General features: G+C 67.9%; 17 protein-coding genes and 1 pseudogene. 12 read left to right on the plus strand and 6 right to left on the minus strand.

The features are described from left to right. Positions 1 to 114: 114 nt before the first annotated feature. Together AB3X07_RS10680 and AB3X07_RS10685 are read right to left on the minus strand one after the other, a co-directional pair. Complete coding sequence (locus AB3X07_RS10680; protein ID WP_369944717.1) at positions 115 to 2,550, minus strand: YbcC family protein; 2,436 nt, start codon at positions 2,548 to 2,550, stop codon at positions 115 to 117. Between the two features lie 23 nt (positions 2,551 to 2,573). Beyond that, positions 2,574 to 4,145 (minus strand): proton-conducting transporter membrane subunit, encoded by a 1,572-nt coding sequence (locus AB3X07_RS10685; protein WP_369944478.1) that lies wholly within the window; start codon positions 4,143 to 4,145, stop codon positions 2,574 to 2,576. 108 nt (positions 4,146 to 4,253) lie between these two features. Here AB3X07_RS10685 and AB3X07_RS10690 point away from each other — a divergent pair, with 108 nt between their 5' ends. The 3 genes from AB3X07_RS10690 to AB3X07_RS10700 all read left to right on the plus strand — a co-directional run bounded on the left by AB3X07_RS10690 (position 4,254) and on the right by AB3X07_RS10700 (position 7,521). After that, positions 4,254 to 5,144, plus strand: coding sequence for a LysR family transcriptional regulator (locus AB3X07_RS10690; protein WP_369944718.1), 891 nt, complete (start codon positions 4,254 to 4,256; stop codon positions 5,142 to 5,144). Positions 5,145 to 5,338: 194 nt separating this feature from the next. Beyond that, positions 5,339 to 5,794: a MarR family winged helix-turn-helix transcriptional regulator gene (locus AB3X07_RS10695; protein ID WP_369944479.1), complete on the plus strand. Its 456-nt coding sequence runs from the start codon at positions 5,339 to 5,341 to the stop codon at positions 5,792 to 5,794. A 41-nt stretch (positions 5,795 to 5,835) separates the two neighbouring features. Next, complete coding sequence (locus tag AB3X07_RS10700) at positions 5,836 to 7,521, plus strand: FAD-dependent monooxygenase (protein WP_369944480.1); 1,686 nt, start codon at positions 5,836 to 5,838, stop codon at positions 7,519 to 7,521. Positions 7,522 to 7,613: 92 nt separating this feature from the next. Here AB3X07_RS10700 and AB3X07_RS10705 read toward each other — a convergent pair whose 3' ends face one another. Continuing rightward, entirely contained in the window at positions 7,614 to 8,525 is a 912-nt protein-coding gene (locus tag AB3X07_RS10705) for a LysR family transcriptional regulator (RefSeq protein ID WP_369944481.1), read from the minus strand. 102 nt (positions 8,526 to 8,627) lie between these two features. On the opposite strand from AB3X07_RS10705, the gene AB3X07_RS10710 reads away from it, so the two are divergent. The 6 genes and pseudogenes from AB3X07_RS10710 (at position 8,628) to AB3X07_RS10735 (ending at position 14,396) form a co-directional block, all read left to right on the plus strand. After that, positions 8,628 to 8,954 (plus strand): nuclear transport factor 2 family protein, encoded by a 327-nt coding sequence (locus AB3X07_RS10710; protein WP_369944482.1) that lies wholly within the window; start codon positions 8,628 to 8,630, stop codon positions 8,952 to 8,954. Continuing rightward, positions 8,951 to 9,732 (plus strand): annotated as a pseudogene (locus AB3X07_RS10715) (SDR family oxidoreductase). The gene AB3X07_RS10710 and the pseudogene AB3X07_RS10715 overlap by 4 nt, the downstream one beginning before the upstream one ends. A 242-nt stretch (positions 9,733 to 9,974) precedes the next feature. Continuing rightward, entirely contained in the window at positions 9,975 to 10,358 is a 384-nt protein-coding gene (locus tag AB3X07_RS10720; protein ID WP_369944483.1) for a hypothetical protein, read from the plus strand. Positions 10,359 to 10,418: 60 nt separating this feature from the next. Further along, positions 10,419 to 10,817: a hypothetical protein gene (locus AB3X07_RS10725; RefSeq protein WP_369944484.1), complete on the plus strand. Its 399-nt coding sequence runs from the start codon at positions 10,419 to 10,421 to the stop codon at positions 10,815 to 10,817. A 370-nt stretch (positions 10,818 to 11,187) separates the two neighbouring features. Next, the gene (locus AB3X07_RS10730; RefSeq protein WP_369944485.1) at positions 11,188 to 12,702 is read left to right on the plus strand and encodes an ATPase domain-containing protein; all 1,515 of its coding nucleotides are present in this window, start codon (positions 11,188 to 11,190) and stop codon (positions 12,700 to 12,702) included. Next, positions 12,699 to 14,396, plus strand: coding sequence for a response regulator (locus AB3X07_RS10735; protein ID WP_369944486.1), 1,698 nt, complete (start codon positions 12,699 to 12,701; stop codon positions 14,394 to 14,396). The genes AB3X07_RS10730 and AB3X07_RS10735 overlap by 4 nt, the downstream gene beginning before the upstream one ends. 69 nt (positions 14,397 to 14,465) lie before the next feature. Here the strand turns inward: AB3X07_RS10735 and AB3X07_RS10740 are convergent, their stop codons facing one another. Beyond that, positions 14,466 to 15,815: an Nramp family divalent metal transporter gene (locus AB3X07_RS10740; RefSeq protein WP_369944487.1), complete on the minus strand. Its 1,350-nt coding sequence runs from the start codon at positions 15,813 to 15,815 to the stop codon at positions 14,466 to 14,468. A gap of 147 nt (positions 15,816 to 15,962) precedes the next feature. Here AB3X07_RS10740 and mntR point away from each other — a divergent pair, with 147 nt between their 5' ends. The 3 genes from mntR (at position 15,963) to orn (ending at position 17,607) form a co-directional block, all read left to right on the plus strand. Further along, positions 15,963 to 16,427 (plus strand): manganese-binding transcriptional regulator MntR, encoded by a 465-nt coding sequence (gene mntR / locus AB3X07_RS10745; RefSeq protein WP_369944488.1) that lies wholly within the window; start codon positions 15,963 to 15,965, stop codon positions 16,425 to 16,427. Beyond that, on the plus strand, positions 16,424 to 16,924 hold the full coding sequence (tadA, locus tag AB3X07_RS10750; RefSeq protein WP_369944489.1) for a tRNA adenosine(34) deaminase TadA: 501 nt from the start codon (positions 16,424 to 16,426) through the stop codon (positions 16,922 to 16,924). Before mntR ends, tadA begins: the two co-directional genes overlap by 4 nt. 110 nt (positions 16,925 to 17,034) lie before the next feature. Further along, positions 17,035 to 17,607 (plus strand): oligoribonuclease, encoded by a 573-nt coding sequence (orn, locus tag AB3X07_RS10755; protein WP_369944490.1) that lies wholly within the window; start codon positions 17,035 to 17,037, stop codon positions 17,605 to 17,607. 95 nt (positions 17,608 to 17,702) lie between these two features. On the opposite strand, the gene AB3X07_RS10760 is transcribed toward orn, so the two are convergent. Together AB3X07_RS10760 and ppsA are read right to left on the minus strand one after the other, a co-directional pair. Beyond that, positions 17,703 to 18,653, minus strand: coding sequence for a mechanosensitive ion channel family protein (locus AB3X07_RS10760; protein ID WP_369944719.1), 951 nt, complete (start codon positions 18,651 to 18,653; stop codon positions 17,703 to 17,705). 5 nt (positions 18,654 to 18,658) lie between these two features. Further along, positions 18,659 to 21,034, minus strand: a complete 2,376-nt coding sequence (gene ppsA / locus AB3X07_RS10765; protein WP_369944491.1) for a phosphoenolpyruvate synthase — start codon at positions 21,032 to 21,034, stop codon at positions 18,659 to 18,661. Positions 21,035 to 21,130 lie beyond the last annotated feature (96 nt).

The raw sequence follows: 21,130 nt of genomic DNA on the forward strand, positions 1-21,130 counted from the left end.
GCCGGTGCAGGGACGCCGCCATGATCGGGCCCAGCAACGTCCGCTGGCTTGGGAGGAACCGACGTCCGCACTCCCGCCCGCGTTCGGGAGCGGCGGCACGGGCGTAAGGCTGCGTCACGCAAGTGCCGGCGCGTGATTGCGCTTGGAGGACGCGTCGTTCAAACAAGACTCCCATTGCAAGTCGCCGGCATAGCGCGACGCCATCCGGCCTTCGTCGTCCAGCGCGAAAAGATGCAGCCAGCGATTGTCGAACAGCGCGCGCACCGCCGGATGGCGTTGCAGGATGTCGGCGATCGGGTCGGTCGGCGCCTCGATCAGCACGGAAAGCCGCAGCGGTTCGTGGATCAGCCGTTCGCCGTCGTGCACCGACTGCCACGGCAGCCCGCCGCGCAGCAGGCCGCCATTGCCCTCGACCACGCCGATGCCGCCGGTGACGTTGTGCAGCAACTTGTTGCCCGCGCCGAAGACCGCGGGCGCGACGGTCGACCCGTAGTACTGCAGGCTGATCCAGCTGGCGACCACCACCGGGGCGGTCAGGATCAGTTCCAGCACACCGAAGCCGTCGTCGCGCCGCCAGTCGTAGTCGTGGAGGAAGGCCCGTCCCGCCAGGTCGCGCCCGGAGGTGCGCTCGCGTGGCGCGGCGATGAAGGCCTGGCAGCCGGCCAGCGCCCATTCCGGGCGCAGCTCGGCCCAGTCGCGGGCGCGATGCGCGATGTCCTGGCCGCGCTGCGCGCGCGGCAGGCGCAGCGCCCGCTCGCCCCGCGCCAGCGCGCCGGCGGCCTGCAGCCAACGCGCCGCCTGCTCGACATCGGCGGCATGCTCGGGCGAGGGATGGTCGGCGCTGTAGAGCGTGACCGCGTCGGTCGTGGTGTCGTGCAGCGCGGCCAGGAACAGCGTGTCTGCGGGAATCGCGATGCCGCGCTCGGCGAGACCGGCGCGCACCTCCGGGGTATTGAGCAGCGAAGCGAGCAGCCGTGCGTTCACGTCGCCCGAGTAGCCGCCGCAGGCGCCGCACTGCAGCGCGCTGGCATGAGGGTTGTTGACCACACTGGCGCCGTGACCGGCGAGCACCACGAGCCGCGCGAAGCCGGCGGTGAGCGACATCGCCTTGAGGATGCGCGTGGCCATGGTCAGCCGCGTGTCGAGGTCGAGCGCGTCGGCCAGGCGCGGTGCGGGATCGTTCGGCGTGGTACGACGGGGCAGCGCCAATCCATCGCGCAGCAGCTTGGCGACATAGAGCGGGCCGGTGGCCTCGACGAAGGCGAACGAGGAAATGGCGGCCAGCTTGAAGCGACCCCAGGCTCGCTTCGCCCGGGCCGCGATCCGCGCGGCGAGGTCGGAGTCGGCCACCGGCGACGTCGCCTCTCCCGCGCAGGTGAATACCCCTGGCGTCAGCAACACCGGAAGACGCGCCTCGACCACGTCCGAGGCGAACCGCCGATGGCCGATGCCCAGCCCGAAGAATCCGGCGAATCCGAGGGTCTGGATACCCGCATCGAGGCTTTCCAGTGCGCGGCGGAACACTTCCGAGCGCACGTCGATGCAGAAGGCCATCTGCATCGTCATTCGCGTCGGTGCGGCCGGGGCCGAGGCGGGTGCTGCAAGCAGAGCGTCGAGCCGCCGCTGCGCCGCGCGTTCGGCCGCTTCCTGCAGGATGCTGTCGATCACGTCGTCCGGCGTCGCCGCAATCGGCATTGCGTATGCGGAGATGGCGGTTCGCCACTGCGAGGCGATCGCCGACTCGAACTTGCCCAGCAGCGTCACTTCCCAGCGCATGCGGATGGCGAGCAGGTCGGTGACGCACGCGTCCGTCTCGCCGCTCAGCTCCGCTTGCCAGAGCCGATACCGGGCGAGCTGGCTCCAGCCGCCAAGGGTGGTCAGCAGTCGGTGGAAATAGCCGTCCAGCGCGTCCGCCGGCAGGCCGAGGCGGGCGACGCCGTCGACGAGCGCATCTTCGGCATTCGCTGGCGCGTCCGCCACCTGCTGCGCGAATCCGGCGAGGCCGGCGATTTCCGGCGTCAGATCGTGGGTCGCGATGAGCCGCCACATGCTGTAGGCGCCGCCGGATTGACCGGCGGCCCACAGCGCCTGGCCCTGGTCGAAATAGGCGGCGGCCCAGTGCCCGATGCGCTCGTCGACGATGCTCGGCCAGTCGATCGCCGAGGCGTCGCGCGCCAGATCGGCGACTGTCGGGATCGCCCGCGGGGCGGGACGCACGGCGTCGATGACGTGCTTGAGCGCGGACAAGTTCGGCGGGCGCAGTGCGGCCGGCGCGTCGTGCAAGGCCGCCTGCAGATCCTCCTCGGCGATCTCGCCGGAGTGCAGCCGCGCCGCATACCAGGAGCGCGGCAGGGTCAGGGCGATGCCGGCCGCGCGCCGCAGCCGTGCCGCCGCGGTCGCCAGCGGCTCGCCGGCCTGGCCGAGGAAGGGGTTGACCGCCACGCTCGAGGCCAGCGGCCACAGCGGGGGCAGGGCGCGCGCCGCACGCTGGGCGGCGGCGATGATCGCAGCGTGGGACATGGAGGGTGCATCGGTCGCGGTCATCGGCATGGGGGTGTCCTGGCGGTTAGGGGTCACGACGTCTTGCTGACAGACCAGCCGCCGAGCAGGCGATCGATCGTGGCGTTGGCATATAGCCCATTGGAGAGATGGACGCGCAGCCCCGCGGCGGCCGGGTGCGAGGCCCAGAGCGGGAACAGCGCCTGCGCCACCGCGACCAGCCCGAAGCTCAGCACCGCCAACGCCATCAGCGTCCACTCCAGCCGTCCCGGCGCCGGCGTCGTCGGCAGCACCCCGGCAGTCAGCCATTCGGCGGCGGTCTGCAGCGCGAAGTAGCCGATCGCGGCGGCGCTGGCGTAGAGCGCCGTCCTGCGGGTCAGGGGGCGCGGCGCGGCATCGGCCAGGCCCTGGGCCAGCAGATAGGCGACACCGAAGATCAGGATGGCGCCCAGTGCCAGCGCCTGTGGCGACTTGTGCTCGAAGCCGAAGGCGAACCCGAAGGCGGCGCCGATCCCGACATAGATCGCCAGGGCGATCAGGAAGGCGCGGCCGACCGCCGCCCCATCGGGTACGGCAACCGGCCCGGGCCGGCGAATGGAGGCCACCTGCTCGACGGCCCCGTCGGCGGCCAGGAAGGCATGCGCCTTGTACAGCGAGTGCGCGACGATGTGCAGCAGCGCCAGCGGGAACAACGCAAGGCCGCACTGCAGGACCATGAAACCCATCTGCGCGACCGTGGACCAGGCGAGCGACGTCTTGACCGCGGGCTGGGTCAGCATCACCAGCGCACCGAACAGGGCGGTGAACCCGCCGAGCATGGCCAGCACGGCGAGCACGCCGGGGGCCGCCAGCATCAGGTCGGCGAAGCGGATCAACAGGAAGCCGCCGCCATTGACCACACCGGCATGCAGCAGCGCCGACACCGGCGTGGGCGCCTCCATCATCTCGGTGAGCCAGCCGTGGGTCGGGAACTGCGCCGACTTCAGCACCGCGGCCAGCGCCAGCAGGGCGGCCGCCGCGGCGAGCGGCCAGCCGTGCTCGCCGTTCCGCGCCAGCGCGTTGATCGTGGCGATATCGGTGGTGCCCAGGCTGTTCCAGACAAGCAGCGCCGCGGAGATCAGCGCGATGGCGCCGATGGTGGAGAACAGGCGCTTCTTGCGCGCGGCGCGCTGCGCCGCCACGCGTTCCGGATAGAACAGCAACAGGCGATGCAGCGCGGCGCTGGTCGCGATCCAGGCGACGACCAACTGGACCAGGTTGCCCGCCTGCACCAGCAACAGCACGGCCGCGAGTGCGAAGCACAGCCAGCCGGTGAAATAGCCTTGGCGCGCCTCGCCATCGAGGTAGGTGCGGGCATAGCGCACCACGATCCAGCCGACGAACGCGACCAGCGGCAGCATCGTGGCGCTGACCGCATCGAGCCGTGCCGACAGGCCGATGCCGCCCCAGCCGAGCAGTCCGCTGTCGCCGGCGCCTCGCGCGACCAGCAGCGCCAGCGAAGCGATCGCGATGAGCAGCGCGCCGAATGCGGCACCTTCGGCGAAGACGGGGAGCCGGCGGGGACGTCGGCCGCTGCGGACAAAGCCGAACACGGCGGCGACAGACAGCAGGAGCGGTGCGGAAAGCGGCAGCAGATAGGGCGACAAGGCAATCCCCTCGAATGGGCGCGGTGGTGGGCGGCGCCACGATAGCGATCGGCGGGATCGAACAAAAATTCATTGTTTTCACTAATTCGTTCGTTAATATCGAACGATATGGCCGCCTTGAACTACAACCATCTGCGCTATTTCTGGGCCGTTGCCCACGACGGCAACCTGACCCGCACCGCCGAGCGGCTCAATCTCACGCAGTCGGCCTTGTCGGTGCAGATCCGCAAGCTCGAGGAACGCCTCGGCCACGCGCTGTTCGAGCGGCGCGGGCGGCAACTGCATCTGACCGAGGCGGGGCAGATCGTGCTCGACCACGCCGACGCGATCTTCGCCACCGGCGAGGAACTGCTGGGCACGCTGCGGCAGACAGGCGCCGCGCGCCAGGCGTTGCGCGTCGGGTCGCTGGCCACGTTGTCGCGCAACTTCCAGATGGAATTCCTGCGCCCGCTGCTGGGCCGCACCGACATCGATCTGATCCTGCGCTCGGGCAGCGCGGGCGAACTGCTGCGGGCGCTGGAGGCGCTCAATCTGGACGTGGTCCTGTTGAATCAGGCCCCCGCCGGTGACGCGCTGACCCCCTTGGTGACCCATCGGCTCGCACAGCACCCGGTCAGCCTGGTGGGCACGCCCGATCGGTTGGGCGGTGCCGCCAGCATCGCCGATCGTCTTCGCAGCCATCCCATCATCCTGCCGACCGTGGACAGCAGCGTGCGTACCGGCTTCGACGCCCTGGTCGATCGCCTGGGGGTGCGGCCGCAGATCGTGGCGGAAGTGGAGGACATGGCGATGATGCGACTGCTCGCCCGCGAGGACATCGGCCTCGCCGTGCTCCCGCCGATCGTGGTCAAGGACGAGATCGCCGCCGGCGTGCTGATGGAAGGGGATCAATTGCCGGACATCGTGGAGGCGTTCCACGCCGTCACCATGGCGCGACGCTTCCCGAATCCGTTGGTCCGGCTGCTGCTTCAGCCCTCGGCTGCGCCAGTAGACCCGTAGCGGCCCCGATGGGCGCCGCGGCGCCGTGCCGAGCCATCGCCAGGGGAGTGCAAGCGGCTGGTCGATTCAGCAGGGCAAACCATGGCGCGCGCCGAAGATCGGCAGCGTGCGGTTGGCAGCGGTTGGCACTACTCAAGGAGCACGTCGAGGATCTTTCAATTTGACAGCATGCTGTCAAATTGAAAGAATGTTGCATGGCTTCTGAAAACCTCCCCGTGCTGATCCGAGAACTGGTTCTCGCGGTGTTCGCCAGCAACGGCCGCCTGGTCGACATGGGCAACCAGTTGGTGCGCCCGATCGGGCTGACCACCGCCTGGTGGCAGGTGCTCGGCGCGTTGGGCTATTCGCCGGTGCCGCTTCCGGTCGCGCATATCGCGCGCAACATGGGGCTGACCCGGCAGGCTGTGCAACGCGTCGTGGAATTGCTGGCCGAACACGGGTTCGTCGTGTTCGAGACCAATCCGCACCACGCGCGCGCGAAGCTGGTCGTGCTGACGGCGGCGGGGCGCGCGGCCTTGCGCGCCGCCGAAGCCGCGGTCGCATCGCTCGACCGGCAACTGATCGAGCGACTCGGCGCCGAGCGCGTCAGGACCGCCATCGAGGTGCTCGTGGAAATGCGCGACGCACTCGACGAGTCGCTGGGCGCCTGAACTGCAGACACCCGCGCCGCAATCACTTACCTGGAGACACCATGCCCCTTGCCTCGCAGACCGACGGGTTCGATACGGACGTCCTCATCATCGGCGGCGGACCGGTCGGCCTGACCACCGCTTGCGCGCTGGCGTACCATGGGGTGCGCTTCCGCATCTTCGAGCAACGCACGCATCCCAGGCCGCATTCGCGCGCCAACAATCTGTGGGCGCGCCCGCAGGAGCTTCTCGCGAGCATCGGCATTCGCGATGCCCTGGCCGAACGGGCGTACCGGATCGTCCACATCAACACCCTCCTGAACGGCAAGACGGTGGATCCGATCGCGATCGCGCAGGTCGACAGCCCGTATCCGGAGGTGTTGTACAGCGGCCAGGACGTCATCGAGACCGTGCTGACCCGGCAGATCGAGGCCGGCGGCGCGGCGCTCGAACGCGGCCGCAAGGCGATCGGCTTCGAGCAGGATGCCGAGGGCGTCCGCGTGACGATCGCGACGGTGAACGACGACGGTGAGCAGATCGAAGGGCACCCGGTCGAGCACCTGCGCTGCCGCTACCTGGTCGGTGCGGACGGCGCCGAAGGCTTCGTGCGCAAGCAGATCGGTGCGGACTTCACGACGGAGAAGCTGCCCCATTGCATCAATCGGCAACTGGACGCGAAGCTGCGCTGGCGCCGCTCCACCGCGTTCGACCACCTCTGGTTCTTCTACTACCCCAAGGGCTTCTGCGGCGTGCTGCCGGTATGGGAGGGCTATCACCGGCTCTTCTTCCTGTCCGACGACGAGGGCATTCCCGATCGCGACCCGACGCTGGAGGAATTGCAGGCCATCGCGCGCGAGGTCACCGAGGACGAGACGCTGGAGCTGAGCGATCCGATCTGGATCACCCATAGCCGCTTCCAGCACGGCGTGACGTCGCGCTATGCCGAGGGGCGCGTGTTCCTGGTGGGCGATGCCGGCCATCTCACGCTGCCCGCCGGCGGCCAGGGCATGAACGCCGGACTGCAGGATGCGGTCGGCCTGGCATGGCGGCTGGCGATGGCGCTGGACGGCAAGGCGGCGCCGGTGCTGCTGGAGTCCTATGGCCTGGAGCGCGGCGGCGAGCACAGTCGCCTGGACGCGCAGCAGGAAAAGGGCTTCAGGAACAGCGTCTATCGGGGCGCCATCAAGGATGCCGTCATGGGCATCGCCGCCAGCGTCTTGCCCAACATCGGGGCGCTGATCCAAGGCACCGACGACCTGCAGCAACTCTCCGTCGCCTATCCCGACAGTCCCTTGAACGAGAACCACCTCGATGGACTGCGGGATGTCGTGCACCGGCGCGCGCCGCGTCCGGGCGAGCGCGCGCCGGATGCGGCGGTCATCGCGCAGGATGGTGCGTGCACGACGCTGTTCGCGCATCTCTACAACCCCGATGGCGTCACCTGGGGATGGACCTTGTTGCTGTTCGACGCCCGGCGGCAGGATGCCCTGGACGCGATGCGGCGTGCGCTGGCGCAGGTCCGCGATTGGGAGTGGGTGCGTCCGCGGTCGATCCTGGGCAAGTCGGTGCCGGAGGCAGGCGATGCCACGGCACTGTTCGATCTGGATGGCGTGGCGCATGGTGCCTACGGCATCGAGGGCGTTCCGGCGCTGGTGCTGGTCAGGCCCGATGGCCATATCGCGTTCCGTGGTCCGCTCGACAAGCCGGAATTGCTGCGGGCGTACTGCGGCCGGGTGTTTGGCGCGTAAGCCGTCCGATCGCAGTGCGGATCGAGCCGTTGCGCAAACTAACGCGCGAGGCGTCGCGGCGTGCCGAGAATCGACACCACGGCGTTCCGGGCCTAGCGCCGATCGAACGGTTCTCGATCCAGCAGACAGTCGATGAACGCCCCCAGCAGGGCGGGGCGATGCTGCCTGTTCGGGTAGTAGAGGAACAGCCCAGGGCGCGAAATCGACCAGTCCGCCAGAACCTGGACCAATCTTCCCTGGGCCAACAGCTCGCCGACGCCATCTCGCTCGAAGTGATAGGCGATGCCGAGCCCGTCGAGCGCGGCAGCGATGCCGATATCGGCGTGATTGGTGACGACGGGCCCCTCCACCGCCACGTCTAGCCGCTGGCCGCGTTTCTCGAACTCCCACCGGTAGTGCCTGCCATCCATCCGCAGCCGCCAGTTGATGCAGGCATGGCCGTGCAGGTCGGCGGGCGAGGTGGGTGTTCCCCGCCGTGCGAGGTACTCCGGCGAGGCCACGGCCACCATCTTCAGATCCGGCGTGAGCCGCACGGCCACCATGTCCTTCTCGAGCTGCCCGCCCACCCGGATGCCCGCATCGAAGCGACCCGCGACGATATCGGCAAGCGCATCGTCGACCACGATGTCGAGCGCCACCTCGGGGTGCGCGCGATGGAAGCGTGCGAGCCGCGGCGCAATGATGGTTCTCGCCGCGATCCCCAGCGTGTTGATGCGCAGTGTGCCGCGCATCTGTCCGGTCGCTTCGCTGGCGTCGGCGACGGCCGCCGCCATCTCGCGGAACAACGGGGCGATGCGCCTGTAGAGCAGTTCGCCACTTGCCGATGGCGCGACGCTGCGCGTGGTGCGGTTGAGCAGGCGAGCGCCGATGCGGTCTTCGAGCTGGCGGATGGTCTGGCTGAGCGCCGACGGCGACAGGCCCAGATGCTCCGCGGCCCGCGCGAAGCTCTGGCGCTCCACGATGGCCACGAATGCCTTCAGCTCGGCGAAGTCGGACCCGCGCATTGTGTATCCATTTCTACATGGCGAATGCCGATTCTAGGATATTCCCTGAATTAACGCCGGCGCGCATCCTGAGGTCTTCAACGACCCCAAGGAGCCAGCACCGTGAACGCTTTGACCCTTCCCGAACCGATTGCCGCGTACTTCGCCGCCGAACACAACCCCGACGCCCTGACGCAATGCTTCACGGCGCACGCCGTCATGCAGGACGACGGTCGCACCTACACCGGCGTCGACGCCATCAAGGCCTTCATGGCCGAGGCCTCGGCCAAGTACAACGCGACCAGCGTGCCGTTCGCCATCGAGCGCGAGGACGGCGGCCACCTCGTTCGCGCCAAGGTCACCGGCGACTTCCGTGGCAGCCCGGTCGTGCTGTCCTACCGTTTTCGCCTGGAACGCGGCCTGATCGCAGCGCTGGAGGTCACGGCATGAGCTTCGATCTTCACCTGACCGGCCTGCGCGCCGTGGTCACCGGCGGCACACTGGGCCTGGGCGCGGCAGTCGTGAAAACCCTTGCCGAGGCCGGCGTCCGGGTGGCGACCTCCGCGCGCACCCTGCCGGCGCAGCCGGTGGAGGGGGTGCACTACGTGGCGGCCGATCTGTCCACGGCGGAGGGCACGCACCACCTCGCTGAGACTGTCCTGCAGCAGTGGGGCGGCGTCGATATCCTGGTCAATGTGCTCGGCGGTTCGAAGACGCCCGGCGGCGGGTTCGCTGCGATCCGCGACGCGCACTGGTTCGCCGAGCTGAACCTGAATCTGATGCCGGCCGTTCGCTTGGATCGTGCGCTGTTGCCACGATGCTGGGGCAAGGTTCCGGTGTCATCATCCACGTCAGTTCCATCCAGCGCGTGCTGCCGCTGCACGAGTCCACCACCGCCTACGCGGCGGCCAAGGGCGCCCTCACCACCTACAGCAAGTCGCTGGCGCGCGAGGTGACGCCCAAAGGCGTACGCGTATTGAGCGTCGCGCCAGGCTGGATCGAGACCGAGGCATCCGTGGCGTTTGCGGAGCGGATAGGCGCGGAGGCCGGAACGGACTACGAGGGCGGCAAAAAGATCGTGATGGATTGGCTGGGGGGAATTCCCGTGGGCCGCCCCGCCAAGCCGCACGAGGTTGCCGATTTGATCGCCTTCCTGGCGTCCCCGCGATCCGCCTCGATCGCGGGGACGGAGTATCGGATCGACGGTGGCACCGTTCCTACCCTGTAGCCGACCGGCGCAGCCGGGCGAATGATGGTGAATTCATCGCCCGGCCCTTGTGCACGATGGCCGGGGAGCGATTGAACGTCCTTCGCGGTCCATCGCCAGCCATCGGAATGCTGTGGCGTGGCGAGGCGAAAAATCTCGACTCAATGCCCTAAGGGCGCTTCCGTGTGCATACCTACCGCCCAGTGGGTGTTCTCTTCCGCAGCGACCGATTATGCTTGTGGGCGCCATGAAGCACTTGCACGGTGAACATGCGTCCTCTTGAGCGCGTTCTGAGCGGCAGGATCGTGGTCTGCGAAGTTCCCTCCGATGCCGCTGGGAAGCGGCGTTGGTTGGAACTGCAGTTGCAGGATGTCTCCAGGCCGAGCTACCCCTTGAGGACTCCCCCCAATTCCATGCTCGGATCGTCTCCTCTTTGGCCTTCGGTGGCAAAGCAGAGCGCCAGGTTCAAATTGCGGATTTCCGATTTCGATGCGGAAGACATCGCATCGGGAATGGATCCTTCTTATGATGCTGTTGGTGCGTACATTGAATTTGAATCGTATGCCGATTTGGTGGCGTGGCTGAAGGAACGGGAAGTTTGCTTGCAGGACTTCGTCGACTCGGCTGGAACGGACTATCCATTGTAGGCATTTGCTGGGGGTGGTTTTGAAGATTGCTCGGGGTCGGTCACTCAAGGGAGGCGGCGGATGATCCGGATTGCGCCGGAAGTGGTGGACTTCCAGATAAACACGACCGGTGTTGAAATTGGATACTCCGAACTGGACGGCCTGACGATCCGGCTGACCGTTGTCAAAGAGGACAAGGTGACCGCGGCCACGATCTGCTTTCCGGTTGTTGCGGAATTCGAATGCGTGGGAATGAATTTCTATGAGCGCCATTTCGGCGAGATGGAAATCGTAAACTCTTCGACGGAGATGGTGGACTCCGGGTTCTACAAGAACCTGGACAGGATTTCATACGCCGAAAAAGTCAAGACATACGACCCGAAGCAACGATTCGATCTGGAGGAATATTACATTCCTGGCAACGATTCCTATCTCCGAGTGATGGCGTCGAAATACCACGTCCGAATCGACGAGGCGTGAGCAGGGCTGCGCAAGTCGCTCGACTGTGTGCCGGGGCAAGCCCGGTTGGCCTGAGACCACGGAGTCCATCAACCACGCGTTTTCGCGTCTCCCTTACCGGGATCACCGACCGCACGGCGGATCCAAGGCATTCGCCAGCCTGATCCGGCCGGTGTCGGGCACGTGCATGCCTACACAACGGCATCACTTTGCCGAACGTAGTGTGGCTTGCGTCGTCGCTTCGTGAGGATGGCCGCACGGCCGCATGCGCGCGTGGTCTAGGTTTCCACACAGCGGCGACGATGGGTGCGCTCGGGAGCGTGTCCCAGCGCGCGGCCAGCGCCCATGGCAGCGCCCCCGCTTCATTCACACGCAACCATGAGGCACCACCATGACGCCCCACCGGCAGCCCGATCCCGCGAATGGCGAAGACCCGGCGCGTATTTCGACCGGCAGTGCGGGGTTGGACAACATATTGGGCGGAGGCGTCGATTCCAATCGCCTCTATCTCTACGAGGGCCGGCCTGGGACCGGCAAGACCACCATCGCCTTGCAGTTCCTGCTGGAGGGTGCACGGCGCGGCGAGCGGGTGCTGTACATCACCTTGTCCGAGACCCAGCGCGAGCTGCAGCTGGTGGCCACGCGCCACGGCTGGAGCATGGACCAGGTGGACGTGTTCGAGTTGGTGCCGCCGGAGACGGCGCTGGATCCGGATCGCGAGCTCACGGTGTTCCATCCGGCGGAAATGGAACTGACCGAGACCACCAAGCTGATCTTCGATGAAGTCGAGCGGCTCAACCCCAGCCGCGTGGTGCTCGACAGCCTCTCGGAGTTGCGCCTGCTCGCGCAGAGCCCGTTGCGCTATCGCCGCCAGGTGCTGGCCTTGAAGCACTTCTTCGCCAGCCGCCAGTGCACGGTGATCCTGCTCGACGACCTGTCCTCGCAGGAAAACGACCTGCAGCTGCATTCCATCACCCACGGCGTGGTGTTGCTGGAGCAACTGGCCATCGATTACGGCGCCGAACGCCGGCGCCTGCGCGTGGTCAAGATGCGCGGCATCCAGTTCCGCGGCGGCTATCACGACTTCACCATCGAGAAGGGCGGCCTGGAGATATATCCGCGCTTGATCGCGGCCGAGTACAAGCACAAGCCGGTGACGGACATCGCCCCCAGCGGCAACGACGAGCTCGACCGGCTGCTCGGTGGCGGCCTGGAGCGCGGCACCAACATGCTGATGCTGGGGGCGGCTGGTGTCGGCAAGTCCTCGCTGGCATTGAGCTTCGCCATCGCCGCGGCCGAGCGCGGCGAACGCAGCGTGTTCTTCGCCTTCGACGAGGGGCGTGGCACGGTGGAGGCGCGCGCGCGCGCGCTGGGCATGCCGCTGCAGGAAAGGCTCGACGACGGCCTGATCCGTTTCCAGCAGATCGATCCGGCGGAGATGTCGCCAGGCCAGTTCGCCGCGATCGTGCGTCGCAGCGTGGAAGTGGACCAGGCGAAGGTGGTCGTCATCGATAGCCTCAACGGCTACCTCAACGCAATGCCGGACGAACGCTTTCTGATCCTGCAGATGCACGAATTGCTGAGCTACCTGGGCCAGCAGGGGGTACTGACCATCCTGGTCCTGGCCCAGCACGGGCTGCTCGGGCCAACCGAGGCGCCACTGGATCTGAGCTACCTGAGCGATTCGGTGCTGATGCTGCGCTATTTCGAGGTGGACGGGACGGTGCATCGCGCGCTGTCGGTGGTCAAGAAGCGCACCGGCAGACACGAGACCACCATCCGCGAATTCCGTCTCGGCAGCGACGGCATCCACGTCGGCGCGCCGCTGAAGGCGTTCAACGGCATTTTCTCCGGCACGCCGCGCTACAGCGGAGGCGATCAGACGTTGTTGGACAGCCGTGCATGAGCAGTAGCGAGGCGACCGAGAACCGGGTGCTGGTCTATGCGCCGATCGGGCGCGACGGCGCGGCCTCGGTGGACCTGTTGCGGCGCGGTGGCGTGGTGGCCTGCCACTGCGCGGACCTGGAGATCCTGGTCCGAGAGTTGCGGATCGGCGCCGCCGCGGTGTTCGTCGCGGAGGAAGGCCTGTTCGGTAAGGACTGCGCGGCCCTGTTCGCCTGGGCCAACGCGCAACCGGCGTGGTCGGATCTGCCGTTCGTGGTGCTGACCAGTCATCAGGAACAGCCGACGGTGGTGACCTGGCGCCGCAACCTGGTGGCCGCCTTGCGCAACGTGGCCCTGCTCGAACGGCCGGTGCAGGCGATCACCTTCACCAGCACCGTCAAGGCCGCGCTGCGCGCGCGCGCGCGGCAGTACGAGGTGCGCTCGCTGCTGCAGGCGCAGGCGTCGGCGGCGCAACAGCTGGAGGCGCAGGTGGTGGCGCGGACCCGCGAACTGGAGGAGGCCAACCGCCTGCTGCGCACGCAGATGGACGAGCGCGCGCGGGTCGAGGAAACCTTGCGGCAGGCGCAGAAGATCGAGGCGATCGGCCAGTTGACCGGTGGCGTCGCGCACGATTTCAACAATCTGCTGATGGTGATTTCCGGTGGCCTGGCGATGCTCGACATGCAGGCCGATCCGGCGGTGCGCAAACGCTTGATGGACGGCATGCAGAAGGCGGCGCAGCGCGGCGCGGGCCTGACCAAGCAGTTGCTGGCGTTCTCGCGGCGTCAGCAACTCAAGCCCGAGCCGGTGGACCTGACCCGGCAGATCGGCGGCATGCGCGAGTTGCTGGACCGCAGCCTGCGCGGCGACGTGCATGTGGATTTCGATTTCGCCGACGACCTGTGGCCGATCGAGGTGGATCCGGGCGAGCTGGAGCTGGTGGTGCTGAACCTCACGGTCAACGCGCGCGATGCGATGCCCAACGGCGGCACCATCGTGGTCCGCGCGCAGAACGTGCCGGGCGCCAGTGCGACCGATCCGGATTTCATCCGCCTGTCGATCGTCGATACCGGCACCGGCATGGCGCCGGAGGTGCAGGCGCGGGTGTTCGAGCCGTTCTACACCACCAAGGACATCGGCAAGGGGTCGGGGCTGGGCCTGGCGCAGGTGCACGGCTTCGTGCAGCAGTCCGGCGGCTCCATCCGGATCGAGAGCGACCTCGGACGAGGCACGGCGATCCATCTGCTGCTGCCACGGTCGTTCCGCTCGCCGGTACCGGACGAGCGCCAGCTGATGGAGGTCCAACTCGCACGCCGTAACCTGGGCGAGGCCGGCTACGTGCTGCTGGTGGAGGACGACGACGAGGTCGCGGCACTGGTCGATGAGATGCTGCGCCAGCTGGGCTACCAGGTCACGCGCGTGGCCAGCGCGGCGGCGGCGCTGGGGGCGCTGGCCAACGGGCGCGCGGTGGACATCGTGTTCTCCGACATCATGATGCCCGGCGGCATGAACGGCCTGGAGCTTGTCCAGGAAATACGCAAGCGGCGCCAGGCGCTGCCGGTCCTGCTCACCAGCGGCTATGCGGAGGCGGCCAAGTCCGCGGCCGAGGCCGAGGGCGTGCAGATCCTCGCCAAGCCCTATCGGCTGGACGAATTGGCCGCGGCGCTGCAGCAGGCGCGGCCCGGTGCCAGCACGCCGGAACCGCTGTGTCCGTGAGCGGTGTGGCCGCCCGCGACGTGCGCGCGTCACCGTCCAGGCGATCGGCGCTGCGGTAGGCCGCGCGGCTCAGTGCAGCAGCATGTCGCCGAGCAGTTTCACGTTCAGCGCCACGATCACCGCGGCGATCGCCCACGACAGCCAGGCCAGCCAGCGCGGCGCGACCAGCGCGCCCATCTTGCGTTTGTCGGCGACGAAGCGCACCAGCGGGATCACCGCGAACGGCAGTTGCATCGACAGCAGCACCTGGCTCAGCACCAGCAGCTTGGCGGTGCCCTGTTCCCCGTACAGCCAGGTCACCACCACCACCGGCACGATCGCCAGGCCGCGGGTCAGCAGGCGCCGCGCCCACGCGGGAATGCGCAGGTGCAGGAAGCCTTCCATCACGATCTGCCCGGCCAGCGTCGCGGTCACGGTGGAGTTGATGCCCGAGGCCAGCAGCGCCACCGCGAACAGGGTCGAGGCGATGCCCACGCCGAGCATCGGCGCCAGCAGTTCGTAGGCCTGTTCGATTTCCTCCACGTCGGTGCGGCCGTGCGCATGGAACACCGCCGCGGCCAGCACCAGGATCGCGGCGTTGACGAACAGCGCCAGGCTCAGCGCGATCGTGCTGTCGGTCAGCGCCCAGCGCAGCGCCGAGCGGCGGCCGCCGTCGCTGCGTTCGTAGGCACGGGTCTGCACGATCGACGAATGCAGGTACAGGTTGTGCGGCATCACCGTCGCGCCGACGATGCCGATCGCCAGGTACAGCGCGGCGGGGTTGGTCACCACCTCCGCGCGCGGAATGAAGCCGGCCATGACCTCGCGCAGCGGCGGCGCCGCCAGTGCGATCTGCACCAGGAAGCAGAGGAAGATCACCAGCAGCAGCGCGGCCACGAACGCCTCCAGCGTGCGGAACCCGCGCCGCATCAGGTACAGCACCAGCAGCGCGTCGATCGCGGTGATGATCGCGCCCAGCGTCAAGGGGATGCCGAACAGCAGCTTGAGCGCGATCGCGGTGCCGATCACCTCGGCCAGGTCGCAGGCCACGATCGCCACCTCGCAGGCCAGCCACAGCAGGAAATTGACCGGCCTGGAATAGTGCGCGCGGCATGCCTGCGCCAGGTCCAGGCCGGTGGCGATGCCCAGGCGCGCCGCCAGGCCCTGCAGCACGATCGCCATCAGGTTGGACAGCAGGATCACCGACAGCAGCAGGTAGCCGAAGTGCGAACCGCCGGCGATGTCGGTTGCCCAGTTGCCCGGGTCCATGTAGCCGACCGAGACCATGTAGCCCGGCCCGAGGAAGGCCAGGAGGCGGCGCCAGCCCAGCGCGTTGCGCGGCACGGCGACGCTGGCGTGCATGGCGCCCAGGCTGGGGCGCGCCTCGTCATGGCGGGTGTGCGCTGCGGCAGAACTTGGCAGGGGCAGGGGAGCGGCCATGGCGGCGACGGCGTGGGCGGGGTGCGAACGAGTATATAGCACTTGCTATATGGATTAGCATTTGCAATTCAAATCGCTGCGATAGCGGCGATTTCGGCCAGAATAGGCGGGTGGCCGGCGGGCGCCGGCACTGACAAGGGCGTTGCGATGCAGAAAAGCGGGAAGTCGACGGCGCCAGGAGCGGTGCTGCTCGACGCCGAAGTGCAGGTCGAGAGCTTCCGTCAGGTGCGCGAGGCGCATCGCCTGGAGCTGATCGAGGACTATGTGGAGCTGATTTCCGACCTGCTGGCCGATGGCGGCGAGGCGCGGCAGGTGGACATCGCCGCGCGCCTGGGCGTGGCCCAGCCGACCGTGGCCAAGATGCTCAAGCGCCTGGTCAAGGGCGGTTGGGTGGTGCAGCGGCCGTACCGCGGGGTGTTCCTGACCGCCGAGGGCGAAGCGCTGGCCGCGGCCAGCCGGCAGCGCCATCAGACCGTGGAGCAGTTCCTGCTGGCGCTGGGCATCGATGCGGACACCGCGCGCCGCGATGCCGAGGGGATCGAACACCATGTCAGCGAAGCGACGCTGGCGGTGTTCGCCGCGTTCGTGCGCAAGCACGGCGCGCCGCGATGAGCGTCGGCGACGACGCGCGCTTGGCGCGCGACGAACACTGGATGCGGTATGCGCTGGCCCTGGCCGACCGCGCCGAACGCGAGTTCGACGAGATCCCGGTCGGCGCGGTGCTGGTGTCGGCCGACGACGAAGTGCTGGGCGAAGGCTGGAACCTCAACATCGCCGAGCACGATCCCAGCGCGCATGCCGAGATCGTCGCGCTGCGCCAGGCCGGGCGCCGGCTGGGCAATCATCGCCTGGTCGGCAGCACCCTGTACGTGACCCTGGAGCCGTGCGCGATGTGCGCGATGGCGGTGGTGCATGCGCGGGTGGCGCAACTGGTCTATGCCGCCTCCGATCCCAAGACCGGCGCCTGCGGCAGCGTGTTCGATCTGATCGCCGATCCGCGCCACAACCACCGCGTGCAGGTCCGGGGCGGCGTGCTGGCGGCGCCGGCCGGGCTGCGCCTGACCAACTATTTCCGCGCCAAGCGCGGCCGGCCGTTGCTCGGCGGCTGAGCGCCGCGCAGGCGTCGGCATGTGAAGCCGCGTGCGCCGCGCGCGCTATCATGCGCGACCCGATACGACCCCCGCGCCGGCCTCGCCGGCGCGAACGACTGGATGGTGCTATGGCGGAACCGCGTGTGGACAACGATCGTCTGATCTGGATCGACCTGGAAATGACCGGGTTGGATACCGACGCCGATTCGATCATCGAGATCGCCACGGTGGTCACCGACGCGCAGCTCAATGTGCTGGCCGAGGGGCCGGAATTCGCCATCGCCCATCCGCTGCAGACGCTGCAGGCGATGGACGAGTGGAACCGCAACCAGCACCGCCACTCCGGGCTGTGGCAGCGCGTGCTCGACAGCCAGGTCACCCTGGCGCAGGCCGAGGCGCAGACCGTGGCGTTCCTGGCGCAGTGGTGCAAGCCCGGCGCCTCGCCGATGTGCGGCAACTCGATCTGCCAGGACCGGCGTTTCCTGCACCGGCAGATGCCGCGGCTGGAGCGCTTCTTCCACTACCGCAACCTCGATGTGTCCACGCTGAAGGAACTGGCGCGGCGCTGGGCGCCGGCGGTGTCGGCCGGGCTGACCAAGACCTCCTCGCACACCGCGCTCAGCGACGTGCACGATTCGATCGACGAGTTGCGTTACTACCGCCCATTCATGGGCACGCTGGGCGGGCAGGGCGAAGGCTGATCCGCGCTCCTGGCGCCTTCGGGGCGCATGCGGCAGGCCGCCGGACGAGGAGTGTCGCGCGGGGCTGCTGGCAATACCGCGGGTGACGCCGCCGCTCAGCGCGCCAGCGGCGGTCCCGGCTTGGTCTCGCCGTCGTCGGTGACGCCCTTGAGCAGCAGCTCGGCGATCGGACGGCCATCGGCATCGTGGTGGTACACGTGCAGGTCGCGCTGCGGATACGGAATGCTCAGCCCGTTCTCCAGCAACTGGTTGCGGATCTGCTCCAGCGTGCTGCTCTTGGCCGCGCCGAAGTCGCCGTTCCTGGCGTAGGCGAACAGCATCAGGTCCACCGTGCTCTCGCCCAGGTTGGTGACCTGCACGAACGGGGCGGGGGTCTTCAGGATGTTCGGGTTGTCCTGGGCGATCTTCAGCAACAGCTCTTGCGCCTTCTTCAGGTCGTCGCCATAGCCGACGCCGACGGTGATTTCCAGGCGCCGGTTGGGCAGGGTGCTGTAGTTGACGATCGGCGCGGTGGTGATGGTGCTGTTGGGCAGGGTCACCATGCGTTCGTCGAAGGTGCGGATGCGGGTCTGGAAGATGCGGATCTCATCGACCACGCCTTCCTGGCCGGCGACCACCACATGGTCGCCGTCGCGCATCGGTCGCAGCACGATCAGCATCACCCCGGAGGCGATGTTGGACAGCGAGTCCTTCAGCGCCAGGCCCACCGCCAGGCCGGCGGCGCCGAGCACCGCGAACAGCGAGGTCGGCGGCACGCCGATCTTCTGCAGCGCGGTCACGAACACCAGCACCAGCATCAGCGCGTAGGCGACGTTGCGCAGGAAGTTGCTGAGCGTGGTTTCCACCCGCGCCCGGGTCAGCGCACGCTGCAGCCACAGGCTCAGGCGCTTGGCGACCCACATCCCCACCACCAGGATGACGATCGCCACGCCCCAGTTGAGCGCGTACTGCGCCCAGTCCAGTTGCCGCCAGTCGAACGGGCGCGCGGCCGGCGCCGCCGGTGCAGCGGTCGTGGCCGCCGTCAGTGCCGTCAGCCACGACTGCATCGGCATCAGCCCTGGCTCTTGAGCTTGGCCAGGCGCAGCCAGGTGTCGACCACGGTGTCGGGGTTCAGCGACACCGACTCGATGCCTTCCTGCATCAGCCACTCGGCCAGGTCCGGGTGATCGGACGGGCCCTGGCCGCAGATGCCGACGTACTTGCCCTTGGCGCGCGCGGCCTTGATCGCCATCGACAGCATCTTCTTCACCGCCGGATTGCGCTCGTCGAACAGGTGCGCCACGATCGAGGAGTCGCGGTCCAGGCCCAGGGTGAGCTGGGTCAGGTCGTTGGAGCCGATCGAGAAGCCGTCGAAGATCTCCAGGAATTCCTCGGCCAGCAGCGCGTTCGACGGCACCTCGCACATCATGATGATCTTCAGGCCGTTCTCGCCCTGGCGCAGGCCGTTGCTGGCCAGGACCTCGACGACCTTGCGGCCTTCCTCGAGGGTGCGCACGAACGGGATCATCACCCACATGTTGTCCAGACCCATCTCGTTGCGGACCTTGAGCACGGCCTTGCATTCCAGCGCGAACGCGGCGGCGAAGCTCGGATCGACGTAGCGGCTGGCGCCGCGGAAACCGATCATCGGGTTCTCTTCGTGCGGCTCGTAGTTGCCGCCGCCGATCAGGTTCGCGTACTCGTTGGACTTGAAGTCCGACAGGCGCACGATCACCGGGTGCGGCGCCACCGACGCGGTCAGCGTGGCGATGCCTTCGGCCAGGCGGTTGACGTAGAAGCTCACCGGATCGGCATAGCCGGCGATCTTCTCGTCGATCTTCTTCTTGGTCGCCGCATCCTGCTTGGCGTACTCCAGCAGCGCGTTGGGATGGATGCCGATATGCGCGGCGATGATCATCTCCAGGCGCGCCAGGCCGATGCCGGCGTTGGGCAATTGACCGAAGTCGAACGCGCGCTCCGGGTTGGCCACGTTCATCATGATCTTCAGCGGCGCCGGCGGCATGTTGCCCAGGTCGGTGGTGGTGCGCTCGAACGGCAGCCGGTCGGCGTAGATGAAGCCGGTGTCGCCTTCGGCGCAGCTGACCGTCACTTCCTTGCCGTCCTCGATCAGTTCCATCGCGTTGCCGGTGCCGACCACCGCCGGCACGCCCAGTTCGCGGGCGATGATCGCCGCGTGGCAGGTGCGGCCGCCGCGGTTGGTGACGATCGCCGAGGCGCGCTTCATCACCGGCTCCCAATCGGGATCGGTCATGTCCGCGACCAGCACGTCGCCGGGCTGCACCCGGTTCATGTCCTCCAGGCTGCGCACCACGCGGGCCACGCCGGCGCCGATCTTCTGGCCGATGGCACGGCCTTCGGCGATCACGGTGCCGCGCTTTTCCAGCGCGAAGCGTTCGATCTGGGTGGCGTGGCCGCGCGACTTCACCGTCTCCGGCCGCGCCTGCACGATGAACAGCTTGCCGCTGACGCCGTCCTTCGCCCATTCGATGTCCATCGGCCGCTGGTAGTGCTGCTCGATCACCAGCGCCTGCTTGGACAGCTCCTGCACGTCTTCGTCGCTGATCGAGAAGGTGTTGCGCAGCTCGGCCGGCGTGTCCTCGATGCGCACGCGCTCGCCGGGCACGTCCGAATACACCATGCGGATCGCCTTGCTGCCCAGCGAGCGGCGCAGGATCGCCGGCTTGCCGGCCTTGAGGGTGGGCTTGTAGACGTAGAACTCGTCCGGATTGACCGCGCCCTGCACGACCATCTCGCCGAGGCCGAAGCTCGAGGTAACGAACACCACGTCGCGGAAACCGGACTCGGTGTCCAGGGTGAACAGCACGCCGGAGGCGCCGACGCCCGAGCGCACCATCAGTTGCACGCCGGCCGACAGGAACACGTCCTCGTGCTTGAAGCCGTGATGCACGCGGTAGGCGATGGCACGATCGTTGTAGAGGCTGGCGAAGACTTCCTTGACCTTGTGCACCACGTCGTCGGCGCCGGTCACGTTGAGGAAGGTCTCCTGCTGGCCGGCGAAGCTGGCGTCGGGCAGGTCTTCGGCGGTCGCCGAGGAGCGCACCGCCACGGCCACGTCGCCGCCCCCGTTCTCGTCGCACAGCTGCGCGTAGGCCGTGCGGATCGCCTGGTCCAGCTCCGGCTGCAGCGGCGCGTCGGTGACCCAGCCGCGGATTTCCTTGCCGGCGGCGGTCAGTGCGCCCACGTCTTCCACGTCCAGCGTGGCCAGCCTGTCGAAGATGCGCTGGTACAGATCGTTGTGGGCGACGAAGGCCTTGAACGCTTCGGCGGTGGTGGCGAAGCCGCCCGGCACGGAGACGCCGAGGCCGGCCAGGTTGCCGATCATCTCGCCGAGCGAGGAATTCTTGCCACCGACGCGGGCCAGATCGGCCAGGCGCAGCTCATGCAACCACAGGATGTTCTCGTTCAAGCGCGATGCTCCGTTAGGCCATCGCCCGAGGCGGGCTGGATGGCCGCGTCCGTGAGGGAAGAAGCCGATATGATGCAGTGCGCACCCGAGCCGGCA

Source organism: Xanthomonas sp. DAR 35659, from assembly GCF_041242975.1.
Lineage (GTDB): Bacteria > Pseudomonadota > Gammaproteobacteria > Xanthomonadales > Xanthomonadaceae > Xanthomonas_A > Xanthomonas_A medicagonis.